At 46.6% G+C, this 13,333-nt stretch carries 13 protein-coding genes; 8 read left to right on the forward strand and 5 right to left on the reverse strand.

What is annotated here, in order from left to right; genetic code table 11:
• Positions 1-18 precede the first annotated feature (18 nt).
• The 3 genes from uxuA to BLW49_RS06050 all read left to right on the forward strand — a co-directional run bounded on the left by uxuA (position 19) and on the right by BLW49_RS06050 (position 3,099).
• Positions 19-1,116: a mannonate dehydratase gene (uxuA, locus tag BLW49_RS06040; protein WP_090723693.1), complete on the forward strand. Its 1,098-nt coding sequence runs from the start codon at positions 19-21 to the stop codon at positions 1,114-1,116.
• Positions 1,113-1,976 (forward strand): SDR family oxidoreductase, encoded by an 864-nt coding sequence (locus tag BLW49_RS06045; protein WP_090723695.1) that lies wholly within the window; start codon positions 1,113-1,115, stop codon positions 1,974-1,976. The genes uxuA and BLW49_RS06045 overlap by 4 nt, the downstream gene beginning before the upstream one ends.
• Positions 1,977-2,211: 235 nt before the next feature.
• On the forward strand, positions 2,212-3,099 hold the full coding sequence (locus BLW49_RS06050) for an FG-GAP repeat domain-containing protein (protein ID WP_090723696.1): 888 nt from the start codon (positions 2,212-2,214) through the stop codon (positions 3,097-3,099).
• A gap of 225 nt (positions 3,100-3,324) precedes the next feature.
• Here the strand turns inward: BLW49_RS06050 and BLW49_RS06055 are convergent, their stop codons facing one another.
• The gene (locus BLW49_RS06055) at positions 3,325-4,278 is read right to left on the reverse strand and encodes an arabinan endo-1,5-alpha-L-arabinosidase AbnA (RefSeq protein ID WP_090723697.1); all 954 of its coding nucleotides are present in this window, start codon (positions 4,276-4,278) and stop codon (positions 3,325-3,327) included.
• A gap of 326 nt (positions 4,279-4,604) precedes the next feature.
• Between BLW49_RS06055 and BLW49_RS06060 the strand changes: the two genes are divergently transcribed.
• The 3 genes from BLW49_RS06060 to BLW49_RS06070 all read left to right on the forward strand — a co-directional run bounded on the left by BLW49_RS06060 (position 4,605) and on the right by BLW49_RS06070 (position 6,967).
• On the forward strand, positions 4,605-5,522 hold the full coding sequence (locus tag BLW49_RS06060) for an ArsR/SmtB family transcription factor (protein ID WP_047912075.1): 918 nt from the start codon (positions 4,605-4,607) through the stop codon (positions 5,520-5,522).
• A 216-nt stretch (positions 5,523-5,738) separates the two neighbouring features.
• The gene (locus BLW49_RS06065) at positions 5,739-6,509 is read left to right on the forward strand and encodes a threonine/serine exporter family protein (protein WP_090723699.1); all 771 of its coding nucleotides are present in this window, start codon (positions 5,739-5,741) and stop codon (positions 6,507-6,509) included.
• A 23-nt stretch (positions 6,510-6,532) separates the two neighbouring features.
• Positions 6,533-6,967 (forward strand): threonine/serine exporter family protein, encoded by a 435-nt coding sequence (locus BLW49_RS06070; RefSeq protein ID WP_177178656.1) that lies wholly within the window; start codon positions 6,533-6,535, stop codon positions 6,965-6,967.
• A 142-nt stretch (positions 6,968-7,109) separates the two neighbouring features.
• Here BLW49_RS06070 and BLW49_RS06075 read toward each other — a convergent pair whose 3' ends face one another.
• A complete protein-coding gene (locus tag BLW49_RS06075) occupies positions 7,110-7,616 on the reverse strand; it encodes a GNAT family N-acetyltransferase (protein WP_090723700.1) in 507 nt (168 codons plus the stop codon).
• A gap of 151 nt (positions 7,617-7,767) precedes the next feature.
• On the opposite strand from BLW49_RS06075, the gene BLW49_RS06080 reads away from it, so the two are divergent.
• Positions 7,768-8,157: a hypothetical protein gene (locus BLW49_RS06080; RefSeq protein ID WP_090723702.1), complete on the forward strand. Its 390-nt coding sequence runs from the start codon at positions 7,768-7,770 to the stop codon at positions 8,155-8,157.
• Between the two features lie 53 nt (positions 8,158-8,210).
• Here the strand turns inward: BLW49_RS06080 and BLW49_RS06085 are convergent, their stop codons facing one another.
• The gene (locus BLW49_RS06085; RefSeq protein WP_090723704.1) at positions 8,211-9,083 is read right to left on the reverse strand and encodes an SDR family oxidoreductase; all 873 of its coding nucleotides are present in this window, start codon (positions 9,081-9,083) and stop codon (positions 8,211-8,213) included.
• A gap of 150 nt (positions 9,084-9,233) precedes the next feature.
• Positions 9,234-10,418 (reverse strand): PQQ-dependent sugar dehydrogenase, encoded by a 1,185-nt coding sequence (locus tag BLW49_RS06090; protein ID WP_256209603.1) that lies wholly within the window; start codon positions 10,416-10,418, stop codon positions 9,234-9,236.
• A gap of 204 nt (positions 10,419-10,622) precedes the next feature.
• Between BLW49_RS06090 and BLW49_RS06095 the strand changes: the two genes are divergently transcribed.
• Positions 10,623-11,714 carry a M24 family metallopeptidase gene (locus BLW49_RS06095; RefSeq protein WP_090723705.1) on the forward strand — a complete coding sequence of 364 codons (1,092 nt, stop codon included), beginning with the start codon at positions 10,623-10,625 and terminating at the stop codon, positions 11,712-11,714.
• A 146-nt stretch (positions 11,715-11,860) separates the two neighbouring features.
• Here BLW49_RS06095 and BLW49_RS06100 read toward each other — a convergent pair whose 3' ends face one another.
• The gene (locus BLW49_RS06100) at positions 11,861-13,258 is read right to left on the reverse strand and encodes an L-cystine transporter (protein ID WP_090723707.1); all 1,398 of its coding nucleotides are present in this window, start codon (positions 13,256-13,258) and stop codon (positions 11,861-11,863) included.
• Positions 13,259-13,333 lie beyond the last annotated feature (75 nt).

Below are 13,333 nucleotides of genomic sequence, written 5' to 3' on the forward strand. Positions count from 1 at the left end.
TGAAAGGTGGCTGCTAACATGAAAATGGTATTCCGCTGGTTTGGCGTAGGCAACGATACGGTCACTCTGAATCAAATCAGGCAAATCCCAGGTGTCGAAGGCATCGTATGGGCGCTGCATGATGTTCCTGCTGGTGAAGAATGGCCGATGGACAAAATTCTCGAGATCAAGTCTCAGGCTGAACAGGCCGGGCTTCATCTTGATGTTGTTGAAAGCGTGAACATCCATGAGGATATCAAGCTTGGCCTTCCCTCCAGAGATAAGTACATTGAGAATTATAAGAGAACGATCGAGAAGCTCGCTCAGGTCGGCGTTAAAGTCATCTGCTACAATTTTATGCCGATCTTTGACTGGCTGCGGACAGACTTATATAAGGAAGGACCTGACGGATCCACTGCTCTTTTCTATGAGAAAGCCCGAATTCACAATATGGATCCCTTTGAGCTGGTTCATCAGATCAATCAGGATTCACAGCTCACAATGCCCGGCTGGGAGCCTGAGCGGCTGAAGCATCTGACCACTCTATTTGAGGCCTACAAGAATGTTACAGAAGAAGACCTGTGGGCCAATCTGGAATATTTCCTGAATGAGATCATTCCCGTTGCGGAGGCCCATGACATAAGAATGGCCATTCACCCGGACGATCCGCCATGGTCCATTTTTGGACTGCCGCGGATTATTACGAGTCAGGACAACGTCCGTCGTTTCCTCTCAATATATAACAGTCCGAGCAACAGCATTACGCTCTGCAGCGGCTCACTCGGCGCAAACCCAGGAAATGATATCGTCTCCATGATTCACGAATTCAAGGACCGAATTCCATTTGCCCATATCCGTAACGTCAAAGTATTTGATAACGGTGATTTCATTGAGACATCCCACCGTACACAAGATGGAACGGTCGATATTACGGGAATTGTTCAGGCATACCACGACACCGGATTTACCGGATATGCTCGTCCAGATCATGGTCGGCACATATGGGATGAGAAATGCAGACCCGGCTACGGACTGTATGATCGAGCGCTTGGCATTATGTATTTGTGGGGACTATGGGACGCCTACGCCAGAATTAAAGAAGGAAATACGCTGGAAGAGCAGGTGAAGAGCATATGAGCAGCCTAAGATCACAGCCACACCACGCAAGTCTTGCCGGAAAAGTAGCTGTTATTACGGGAGGCTCTGGTGTGCTCTGCCGAGTGATGGCGGAAGAGCTGGCAAGACAAGGAGCCAAGGTCGCGATCTTAAACCGAACGGTGGAGAAGGGAGCCGCAGTCGCTGATAAGATTAATCAAAATGGCGGTACCTCCATTGCGGTGGCCTGCGATGTAACGGATGAACAGAGCGTGATGAATGCTGCGGACACCGTCGCACAAGAGCTTGGCCTCTGTGACATTCTCATCAATGGCGCTGGAGGAAATCGCCCAACGGCTATAACTACGAATGAAATTTTTCAGACAGAGGATCTGACCAGAGAGGATACTGTCTCCTTCTATGATCTGAAAGTCGAAGGCTTTCGTGGCGTCTTTGATCTGAATATCGTAGGCACGCTGATTCCGACGCAAATATTCTCCAAACAAATGCTCGGCAGGGAAGGCACAACTATTATCAATATCTCATCTATGAGTGCATACTCCCCCATGACGAAGGTTCCTGCCTACAGTGCAGCAAAAGCGGCGATTAGCAATTTCACGGAATGGCTGGCTGTTCACCTTGCTGAGGCCGGCATCCGTGTTAATGCGATTGCACCGGGCTTCTATCTCACCGAACAAAATGAGAAGCTGCTGTTAAATGAAGATGGAAGCTTGACTGAACGTTCGAATAAGATTATCTCGCACACTCCAATGCGCAGGTTCGGCAAGCCTGAGGATCTACTGGGCACGCTGCTATGGCTGGCTGATGATCATGCTTCCGGCTTTGTTACAGGTACGGTCATCCCGGTTGATGGAGGCTTTAACGCCTACTCGGGTGTGTAATTCACGGAATAGAACTTATAATTTTAATACTGTCACAGGTCTGCGTAGTGTACGCAGGCCTTTTTTTCATTCCATTCGTGCAGAATATCATCTATGGTCTCGAAAATATCTCTCCCCGTTAAATTAGTCCAAGCTCTCAAGCCTCCGATCCTTCTCTGCATCTCATCCATGCATAGGTATTCACCTAATTCTGTAATGTCACATAGGCTAGAAAAAAAACGGAGGTATATCAAATATGCGCTTCCCCGAACTTACATCTTCTCACTACCACCCGCAGCGTTTGCGGCCAAATCAATATTATCCCCATCCTTCACCGTGCTTCCCTGCACCTTGGATGATGCCTGTACCACTCTCCTATACTAGAAATCAATTTACTTCCTACTCAATGTACTCACATTACGGGCTTCGCACGCCGTTCGATCAGCACTCTTCTCCGATTACAGCTGATTATACAGGAGACGGTATTCAGGATACGGCCATGCTCGCTTGGAACTACAATGCTGAGGACAGTCCATTTGCGACAGATATTACACTTATTATCCAAAATGGTGCCGGTGGTCCTGCCTTCCAGTATCAGCTTCCCGAGAGCTCGGGTTATAGTCCAACCCTATTTGCCGGAGATTTTAACGGAGACGGTGTTTCGGATCTGTTCATTGCCATTCAATCCGGCGGCTCCGGTGCTCTAACTTATAACTTTCTATATTCATATAATGGCGGTGTGCTAAAAGAGCTGTTCAACTCGGACCGATATAACAGTGAATATACCTATCGCGTAGATTATTTAGATAACTACAGGCTTCAAGTGAAAAGTGAGAATAACGGGAAAAGATATCTGATCGATATATCAGATCGAGGTGCTGAGTATTTATCTGCGATTTATAACGAGAATGGAACACTGAAGCAGCCGCTCCAAGGCGATGTGCTGCCTGTAAGTGGCGTATACCCTGTAGATTTCGATCAGGACGGCATATATGAGCTTCTCACTTTTCAGGGGATCATGGGGCAGTATAATGCAGATCGATTCGGCTATGTGCAGAATGCACTGAAGTACCAGAACGGCCGCTGGACCCTGATGAATCAGTGGGTTGCCATCTATGGGGCGGATGTTAACCAAGATCGTTAACTGTCCTATTCATAAAAAAACAGCTAACCACTAAGAATGAAGTGCACCATCATGGTAGAAGTAGAGTTTGTTTTTTCTACTGTCTACTATAGATGGGAGCATTTCAGAAGTGTGGTTAGCTGTTCTGCTATTGAATGTTCTTAGTTATTACTTTACTTTAGTGAATGTTAAAGTTAAACCTTGAATCATCTTTATCCTAAAAGCCATCATTCTCTCAAATCATGATTAGTAGCTCGGCCAACCATTTGGCCAATTCAAATCATTGATCAATAGCTTAGGCGCCCCGTTGTCATCCGCGTCATAGGCATGTCTCACAATAACATTCGTACTGTAGATGTCTTGTCCGCCTGGTCCCTTCCACTTGACATTGCCTGAATCAAGCACAGTACCCCCGCCATTCAGCATATTAACACCATTCTTGTCCACGTACGGTCCAGTAATGCTTGTTGAGCGGCCATAGACAATTTTGTAAGTACTGTTGACACCTTGGCAGCAAGTATCAATTGAAGCGAATAAGTAGTAGTAGCCATTACGGTAAACAATGCTTGGTCCTTCAATAGCTCCGTTGTTCGATGGTCTAGCTGCGATGGAATGGATGCTGCCTGTCGGCTTCATCGTGTTCTTATCCAGCTTCGTGAGCTTGATGCCGCTCCAATAAGAGCCGAAGGCAAGCCACGGTTCGCCGTTCGCATCAATGACGAGATTCGGATCAATCGCATTATAGTTGTTAGACGTCGTAGTCCGGAGCACCAAGCCGTCATCTCTCCACTGCCCTGCACCTACACTGGAAGCGGATGCAAGACCGATCGCAGACTGGTTGGAGCCGAATGTCGAGATGGAATAGTACAGCCATACTCTGCCGTTGTATTCATGAATATCCGGGGCCCATACGTCGTTATGAGTTTGATTCGGTACATAAGTGCTCCACCAGGAAGGGGGACTCAGGAAGATCTGTGGAACCCGGTACCAGTTGGTGCCATTATCCGATTTCAGCACCTGGATACCCTGCCCTGTGGAGAACGTATACCAGCTGTTCCCTTCCTTGATGATGCTTGGATCATGCACCCCAATATCTCCTGTCAAATTCCAAAAAGCTGCAAAACCAGGTGAACTGAGTCCGAACACGGACACCGAGGTAGCTAGCGCTGCCGTAAGCAGCCACTTCTTTAGCTTTTTCATAGAATATCACCGCCATGATATGGATTAGAGTCGTTCAATTTAATTTAAATAAACTTAAACTATTTTAGACTCATGAAGATTATAAAAGCGTTTACATTTTTCCGCAACTAAAATTTTACATTTTGTTCATATTTTTCAGCAGTGCTGCATCCTGTTCTTCCCTTTTGTCATTCTTTGATGTTGTTCGCATGGCAAAAATAGCTTAGAATGCAATTATCATCTATATTACATTATTCCCATGGTCTTCTATTTTAGCTGGACTTCTAACGCTGCCTCCCTACATCATCTACAAAACTCTCATTTTTTCGTGGAAAGGAATTCTATATATGATATACATAAAAGATTTAATGTCCGGCATTCATATATTTAAGGCACTCAGCTCGGATGTCAGAATACAAATTATAGATATGCTGTCCAAGCATCAAAGTTTGAACCTAAATGACATTGCAACTAGGCTAAACCTGACAAACGGTGCAATTACGATGCACATCAAGAAGCTCGAGGAGAGCGGCCTGATCAATATCAACACCGCTGTCGGCAAGCATGGGATCCAGAAGATCTGCTATCTGAATGATGATAAGCTGATGGTCGATATACGAAGTCAGGATATACATAACCGATATGAAGCCGAAATTAAAGTGGGACACTACAGTAATTATAAGGCTTTACCTACCTGCGGCCTTGCTACCAAGGACAGCATCGTTGGCGATTTTGATGAACCGAGGTATTTTGCTGATCCGATGCGGATTGATGCTGAGCTGATCTGGCTGTCGGAAGGCTTCCTTGAATACCGGATTCCCAATTACCTCAAATCCAATGAATCGTTCAAGGAGATCCAATTCTCGATGGAGCTGGGTTCAGAAGCACCTGGATTTAATAACAACTATCCTTCCGATATCTATTTCTATTTGAACGGAATTGAGCTGGGCTGCTGGACAAGTCCGGGGGATTTCGGAGATAAGCGAGGAGCATTTAACCCGGAATGGTGGCCGCCGCATCTGAACCAGTATGGCATGCTGAAGCTGATTCGAATCAATGAGGAAGGCAGCTACGTTGACGGATGCCGAATTTCAGATGTCACCCTGAAGGATATTGCGCTTGACTACAAGAGTGATATTCGATTCCGTATCGCGGTAACCGATCATCCCGTCAACAAAGGCGGCCTTACTGTATACGGTAAGCATTTCGGCAATTACAGCCAGGACATTCTGGCACGCGTATTGTATCATGTCGAAGGCGAATAAAGATTGAATAATTGCATAAAGCTTCATAACGCCATAGAGGTCTGCAGCATTCGCGATGCTCATCATATCCAAGTCGCGAAGCTGGCAGGCTTTTATTACTTGTATAAAGAGAATCCCCGTAGTCTGCATTATAGTGCATATGGAAATAATGGAAGATATGATAGAATGGAAGTTCTGATTTGTCAGGAAAATGAATGATAAAGGATGCGTAAATAGATGGAACCATCGATAAAAACAGATAAGAACAGCATAACGATGGAGATTATCGAGGTATGTCTGCTTGCCGGAAAAATCATGCTTCAGAGCGGTGCCGAAACCTATCGTGTCGAAGACACGATGATGCGGATCGCTTCTGCCTATGGAATGCCTAACTCTCACAGCTATGTCACACCAACAGGTATTATTTTCTCCACGGACGGTTTGCAGCCAGCCAAGCTGATCCGCATCTCGGAGCGGACGACCGATCTGCATAAGGTAGCTGCCGTCAACAATGTTTCTCGTGCAATTGGAAGAGACGAGCTGAATCCTAGCGAAGCTTATCATCAGCTGACGGATATTGAGAAGGAGTCGGTTCTGTACCGAGTTATCGCACGGACCTGCGCCGCTGCGCTAGCCAGTGGCTGCTTCACCATCATGTTTCAAGGCGGATGGACAGACTTTCTGCCCGCCGTATTATGCGGTGGTGTCGGGTACGCCGCAGTGAGCCTTTTTCAAAGGCTGTCACAGGTTCGCTTCTTCGCGGAATTCACCGCTTCATTTATTATCGGCCTTCTGGCTCTCGTCATGGTACTCATAGAGGTCGGCAGCGAGCTGGATAAGATTATTATCGGCTCTGTCATGCCGCTCGTACCTGGGCTGGCCATTACGAATGCAGTAAGGGATCTGATGGCAGGGCATCTCGTGTCCGGGCTTTCCAAGGGGGCCGATGCTTTTCTGACGGCGTTTGCGATCGGTGCTGGAATTGCCGTCGTCTTCACTATTATGTAAATGAAAGCTGAGGTACGAACATCATGTTTATTCATATCGTGGAACAAGCTGTAACCAGCTTCATCGCTTCCCTTGCCTTTGGCATTATTTTTAACGCACCTCGCAAAATGCTCTTCCCCTGCGGAATTGTCGGTATGCTCGGCTGGATCATTTACGATATTATGGAACCTGGATATGAGGCGGTCTCCGCTACCCTAATGGCAACACTGGTCATTGGTGTATTAAGTCAGGTCTTTGCAAGGCTCTACAAGCATCCGGTCATTATCTTCAGCGTAGCCGGCATTATCCCGCTCGTTCCAGGAGGGATGGCATACAATGCCATGCGTTATTTTGTACAGAACGATTATACGACTGCCGTAGAGCTTGCTGCCAAAGCGCTCATGATTGCAGGAAGCATCGCTGTCGGCCTCATCTTATCCGAGGTGCTCAATCAGGCCTTCCGCAGGAAACAAGCTTAGCAATATAAAAAAGAACTCGTTTGTCCTTCTAAGGTGTATACATCCGTACACCTCTGGACCCGAGTTCTTTTTATATGTGCAGCTACAGCCGATCAATTTATATTAGACTTAACAAGTAACAAATAGAGTAGGGTGAAATAATTTAGTCCAATTTTTTGCCAAGAATGGCTAGATCACGCCTTACACCGTCCAGAACAGCGATCTCGGGATAGTAGCCCCACTGTTCAAAGCCGTATTTCTTCAATAAATGAAGACTCGGTTCATTGTGACCGAATACGAAGCCAAGTAAGGTTGTAACCCCCAGCCGCGGACTATCCTCAATCACTTTCTCGATGAGCCGGCTTCCTGCTCCTGTTCCTCTGAAGGCTTCGTCAACATAGACGCTCACCTCTGCGGTACCGTCGTAAGCAGGTCTTCCGTAGAAGGAGCTTAAGCTGACCCAGCCTGCGATCTGTTCATCATACTTCATCACCCATAATGGACGCTTGTCCGGTGTATGCTCCTCAAACCAAGGTATACGGCTCTCAACAGTGACCGGTTCAAGGTCAGCTGTGACCATTCTCCCGGCAACGGTTGAATTGTAGATCGCAACAATAGCGGGCAAGTCCTCTGGTTGTGCATAGCTGAATGTAATGTTCGGTTCCTTCACAGCTGTTATCCCCCACTAATATCATTTTTTAATGACTAGATTAACAGAGAAGACCCAGAATGATCAATAGAAAAATTCCAGAAGAGTTCAGCGAAAACGATAAACTTTTTTCGAAGTCATGCGTCTAAATATGATAAGTCCCTTAGGAAGGATGAAAGAAGTGAAGATAAAAAAGAAGTGGCTTATACTGTCGGGTAGTCTTGTTTTGGTACTGGCGCTTGGTATTTGGTACGTTCTAAGTTCTGATATTTTGCTAGGATGGTCATCTCCATCTAAGCAACAGGAATATTACGCAGGTATCGTTGTTGAAATAATTGAGGAAAATTCCACAATTGATGGAGATAAAGTACTTCATTCTATAAAACTTAACACTGGAGATGTGCTGACAGTAACCAAAAATACGACGTTCTTTGCTCAAACAAGCGATGTCAAACGAACAGAATCCGATTTTGGTATAATACAAGAAGGTGTTGAAGTCGAAGCATGGAGTAGACAAGTCAATAATCATATGTTTGAAGCATTTGAAATAACGGCAAAATAAGATCAATATAAAAAACAAGCCTTGTGAAGGCTTGTTTTTTATATTGTCTCAAATTAGTTTTTATTCAGTTCCAGATCATAAGGCAGCCCTGTCTGCTCTGCACTCCAGTTCCACAGGAACTGGGATGTCGCCTCATCCATGGCATGAGGCTTCAGCTCCTGAATCTTCTCCTCATAAAAATACTCACCTGTAATTCCTTTCACTTCTGGCCGAATCGCTAGATAGATTGCAGTCCTGGCCCCTTCTTCCGGCGAGAGGAAAAAAGGAGTTTTCGCCAAAAAGGCCATGATCTTCGTACCGAAGCCCGTATTGCGATTAACACCGATGCTAGTGCCTACCGCCCCGGGATGGAGTGCATTAATGGTAACGCTTGTTCCTTCCAGCCGGTAAGCCAGTTCTCTAGTGAACAGCACGTTTGCCAGCTTGGACTGGCCGTAACTCTTCACCACGTTAAACCCCTTTGTGAGATGCGGATCTTCCTGATGGATTTTGCCAAATTTATAAGCACCTGATGCCACGTTAACGACTCTTCCTTCAGGTGCATGTAATAGACTTGGAAGCAGCAGTCTTGTCAGTAAATAATGGCCTAGATGATTGACGCCAATCGCCATTTCAAACCCGTCCGATGTTTCCTCTCTCTTCAGAGAAACCACACCTGCATTATTAATAAGCACATCCAGCTTCTCATGAACTGATTGGAATTGTTCAGCAAACTGGCGGATGCTGCTCAAGGAACCCAGATCAAGTAACATCAGCTCAATCTGCTTTGAGCCTGTTGCGGCTATTGCTTCATTCAGCGCTTTACGTCCTCGCTCTTCGCTTCGGCATGCCATGATGACATGATACCCTTGCAGTGCTAATTCAATGGTTGTCGCAAGGCCCATACCGGAATTGGCGCCAGTTACGATAGCTGTTTTTGATTTCATTGGATAATCATCCTTTCAGCAGGAAACATGCAGCTGTTGTTCTAGTTACAGGCTTATATAATGAGGTCGATGATCGATGGATAACAATTGATTCATACTTCCTATATCATACCTTATAAATATTTCAAAATAAAATATAGGGATATGCCATCACGTGGCAGGCCTCAGTGCAATGATTCGATCATCCTCTTCGGCTGGATCTCCTCTGCCATCCCGATTGCTCGTCAGCAGGTAGAGTGTTCCATCAGGACCCTCACTCACACTACGAATCCGGCCCCATTCGCTCTGGAACAGCACTTCTAGTGAAGGCTCTTCACTTGCTCCGCCTTCTCCATCCAGCTCAAATTTAAGCAGCGCCTCTCCCCGAAGCCCCCCTGCAATGAGGGAGTTCTTCCAAGAACCTTGCGTTATGAACGTCATTCCCGAGGGGGCCCACGTATCGGTTCCACTGTGAATGAGCGGCGAAGTCATTCCCTCCTCCTGCTCATCTCCTTCAATCAGCGGCCATCCGTAATTCGATCCCTTCACTATGACATTCAGCTCATCATGGTTCGATTGTCCGTGCTCTGAGCTGTACAGCTGCCCTGTATCTGGATGCCAGGCAAGTCCCTGTGCATTACGATGTCCAAGACTATATACAGCTGAATCGTTTATAGGATTATCATCAGGTATTGAACCATCGCGGTGGATACGGAGGATTTTGCCCCCAAGGATTGTTTCATCCTGAGCCATGTCAGGCTCATATCGTTCCCCGGTCGTAATATATAGCATCCCGTCCGGTCCTATCTTCAGACGTCCCCCGTTATGATTCACACCGCCCGGTATGTCAGCGAGCAGCACCTTGTCAATTGAGGCCTCTTGACCCGTCAGCTTAAGTCTGAGCACCCGGTTTAGGATGTCTTGTCCCTCACGGTAAGAGTGATATACATATACATAATGATTCGACTCAAAATCAGGATCCACTGCGAGCCCTAACAGACCGCCTTCCCCTTCATCTGCAAAAGGAGCCTCAAAGGCCAGCACCGGCTCCTCCAGCACCTGTCCGTTCTCAATCATACGCAGCGTGCCGGGTCTTTCCGTAAACAGCATTCGGCCATCCGGTAAAAAATCAAGCTCCCAAGGTACATTAAGTCCGGCAGCCAAGGTCGTTATTTCATAAGGAAGTGTATTCCCTTCTTCCTTTTGCTCTTCGGAAGCAGGCTGTTCCGTCTGATTGTCCGGAGTGCCCGGTACAGGAGTATCTGGGCCAGGCTCTTGAGCGGTCGGATTGGAACAAGCAATGAGTGCCAGTGTCAAGAGACTGATTCCTGTCATCATCAAGTACTTCTTGTTCATATTTTTACTCTCCCTATTCTCCAATATTTTCAAATATTACCCTCTTGGATACTTCACCAATCCACAGCGCAGAAGATAGACTTTTCTAAGACATTATAGGTGCCATTGTTTGTTTTTGGGTTTTTGCTTCATAAGCTTTATAATATATAGCGATAATGAAACTAAAGGATTTTTTATAATCCTAATATAAAGGCGGGGAATATCATGACAAATCAACCTATTACTTTACTAGAGCAGGCCATTTCGGAGCAAGGATACGACTGTGTGCTGATTACAGATCCTAAGCATGTCTATTATTTGACCGGATTCGCAAGCAATCCACATGAACGCTTTCTCGGACTGCTGCTGGTAAGAGGAGAAGAACCAACTCTGATCGTACCAAGCCTCGATGAAGACGCGGCGGCTGCAGCTTCCTCTGTGAAGAAGATTGCGACCCATCAAGACACAGACAACCCGTATCACATCCTGCAGAAGTATCTTCCTCAGCATATTGACACGATGGGCGTTGAAAAAGAAAACCTGTCAATCGCTCGTTACGAGGAGCTCGTTCAATATGCCAATGCCAAGAGCTATGCCGATGCAGGTCCACTGCTGCGCAAGCTGCGTGTTCGCAAGGCGCCGCATGAAGTGGACCGGATGAAGTTCGCTGCCCAAATGATTGAGGAAGTGCTGAAAAGAGGTCTTTCCCATGTGAAGGAAGGCGTAACGGAAATCGAGCTCGTAGCGGAGATGGAATATCAAATGAAGAAGCTCGGTGCTTCTGGTCCTTCTTTTGACACGTTGGTGCTGTCAGGACCTAATACGGCCCTTCCTCATGGCGTTCCAGGCACTCGCAAGCTGCAATACGGCGATCTGCTCATGTTTGATATGGGCGTATATGCGAATGGATATGCTTCTGATATTACCCGTACGTTCGCTTTTGGCCAGCTGTCACCTGAGCTCACGAACATATATAATACGGTTCTTGAAGCCAATCTGAAGGGAATTGAAGCCGTTAAGCCAGGGGCAACCCTCGCTTCTGTAGATCTGGCCGCAAGACAAGTGACCATTGATGCAGGATACGGCGAACGCTTCCTCCATCGCCTCGGTCATGGACTGGGTATCGATGTGCATGAATATCCATCCGTGCATGGAGCGAATCAGGAGCTCTTGACCGAAGGAATGACCTTCACCATTGAACCCGGCATCTATGTACCCAATCTCGGGGGAGTTCGCATTGAGGATGAAGTCCTCGTAACAGCAGATGGGGTGAAACTGCTAACCAGCTACCCGAAAGAGCTGCAAATACTGGGCTAAGCTTCGTGCTTCGCTACATAGAAATCAAACTGGCATAGATCTCTGATCTCTTCGTACTATTTGTGCAGGTTGAGACTCTATTGTAACCCAAAAATAAAGAGTGCGAGTCCCTCGGTTTTAGCCAAGGGCCCGCACTCTTTTTTATTTTATGCTTCTGTTGGTGCATCTAATTCCGTGTTCGGACGATTGAAGGTATCCCGATCATTCTCATTCAGGAGCTTGCTCGTAATGAGACCGGAGGTCATTGAACCATTAACGTTCAGCGCTGTACGTCCCATATCAATCAGCGGCTCCACAGAGATCAGAAGTCCGACCAGTGCAACAGGCAGGTTCATGGTGGAGAGTACGATCAGTGAAGCAAACGTCGCTCCGCCACCTACACCAGCTACACCGAAGGAGCTGATCATGACAACCAGGATGAGTGTAATGATGAAATCCCAGCTGAGCGGATCAATGCCCACTGTAGGAGCGATCATCACCGCAACCATCGCTGGATAGATTCCTGCACAGCCGTTCTGGCCAATCGTTGCGCCAAAGGAAGCCGACAGATTCGCGATACCTGCGGATACACCCAGCTTCTTCGTTTGCGTCTCCACGTTTAATGGAATGGTTGCCGCACTCGAACGGGACGTAAACGCGAAGACCAGCGTGGTCATTACTTTTCTAAGGTACGCTACCGGGTTAAAACCAAATGCGGTAACGAGAATAAGATGAACCACGAACATCAGCAGCAAGGCAACATAAGAAGCGATAACAAACTCACCAAGCTTCAAGATCTCCTGTGCATTAGTTGTTGCGGTAACCTTCGTAATCAGCGCAAGGATACCGTATGGTGTCAATCGCAGCACCAGAGTTACGATGCGCATGACGACAGCATAAAGTGCGTTAATCATTTTACGAAAAGTATCCGCCTGCTCTGGCTTCTTGCGATCCAGTCCAAGAACGGCAATACCGACAAAAGCAGAGAAGATAACGACCGCAATGGTAGAGGTACTGCGAGCACCGGTCATATCCTCGAATGGATTGCTGGGAATGAATTCAAGCACTTGCTGAGGAATGGTCATATCCTCTACATCAACAAGCTGCTCTTCGAGCCTTTGGGTTCTCGCTGTTTCTGCTTCACCGCTCTCCACGTTAATACCTTCCAGGTCAAAGGCAAGTGTGACCCCTATACCAATACTTGCTGCAATGGCTGTGGTAATCAGCAATGTACCAATAATCGAGAAGCTCATCTTCCCGATATTCTGATTACCCTTCAAGTTCATAATGGCAGATATGATAGACACCACGATCAGTGGAATGACGATCATCTGCAAGAGGCTTACATAACCGGAACCGACGATACTGAACCAGTCAACACTCGTCTCTATGGTTCCCGATCCTGCCCCGTAAATCAGTTGCAGCAGTATTCCGAATACAAGACCCAAGCCAAGACCCGTAAATACACGCTTCGTAAAAGATATATGCTTCTTCTGCATCCAATACAGAAGGCCAATTAACACAAGCATCACTGCTACGTTAATAATTACCTGTAATGTTTCCATCCAACTAACTCCCTTCAACTTTCTATATATATGCTGATCCCTTTATGTAACGAATTATATATAAATTATCTAAAG

The organism is Paenibacillus sp. PDC88, assembly GCF_900106725.1.
GTDB lineage: Bacteria > Bacillota > Bacilli > Paenibacillales > Paenibacillaceae > Paenibacillus > Paenibacillus shunpengii.

What these genes read in the sequence shown, in the direction of transcription:
- uxuA (WP_090723693.1), top strand. Translation starts at nt 19, where the DNA reads ATGAAAATGGTATTCCGCTGGTTTGGCGTAGGCAACGATACGGTCACT.
- BLW49_RS06045 (WP_090723695.1), top strand. Translation starts at nt 1,113, where the DNA reads ATGAGCAGCCTAAGATCACAGCCACACCACGCAAGTCTTGCCGGAAAA.
- BLW49_RS06050 (WP_090723696.1), top strand. Translation starts at nt 2,212, where the DNA reads ATGCGCTTCCCCGAACTTACATCTTCTCACTACCACCCGCAGCGTTTG.
- BLW49_RS06055 (WP_090723697.1), bottom strand. Translation starts at nt 4,278, where the DNA reads ATGAAAAAGCTAAAGAAGTGGCTGCTTACGGCAGCGCTAGCTACCTCG.
- BLW49_RS06060 (WP_047912075.1), top strand. Translation starts at nt 4,605, where the DNA reads ATGATATACATAAAAGATTTAATGTCCGGCATTCATATATTTAAGGCA.
- BLW49_RS06065 (WP_090723699.1), top strand. Translation starts at nt 5,739, where the DNA reads ATGGAACCATCGATAAAAACAGATAAGAACAGCATAACGATGGAGATT.
- BLW49_RS06070 (WP_177178656.1), top strand. Translation starts at nt 6,533, where the DNA reads ATGTTTATTCATATCGTGGAACAAGCTGTAACCAGCTTCATCGCTTCC.
- BLW49_RS06080 (WP_090723702.1), top strand. Translation starts at nt 7,768, where the DNA reads ATGAAAGAAGTGAAGATAAAAAAGAAGTGGCTTATACTGTCGGGTAGT.
- BLW49_RS06085 (WP_090723704.1), bottom strand. Translation starts at nt 9,083, where the DNA reads ATGAAATCAAAAACAGCTATCGTAACTGGCGCCAATTCCGGTATGGGC.
- BLW49_RS06090 (WP_256209603.1), bottom strand. Translation starts at nt 10,418, where the DNA reads ATGAACAAGAAGTACTTGATGATGACAGGAATCAGTCTCTTGACACTG.
- BLW49_RS06095 (WP_090723705.1), top strand. Translation starts at nt 10,623, where the DNA reads ATGACAAATCAACCTATTACTTTACTAGAGCAGGCCATTTCGGAGCAA.
- BLW49_RS06100 (WP_090723707.1), bottom strand. Translation starts at nt 13,258, where the DNA reads ATGGAAACATTACAGGTAATTATTAACGTAGCAGTGATGCTTGTGTTA.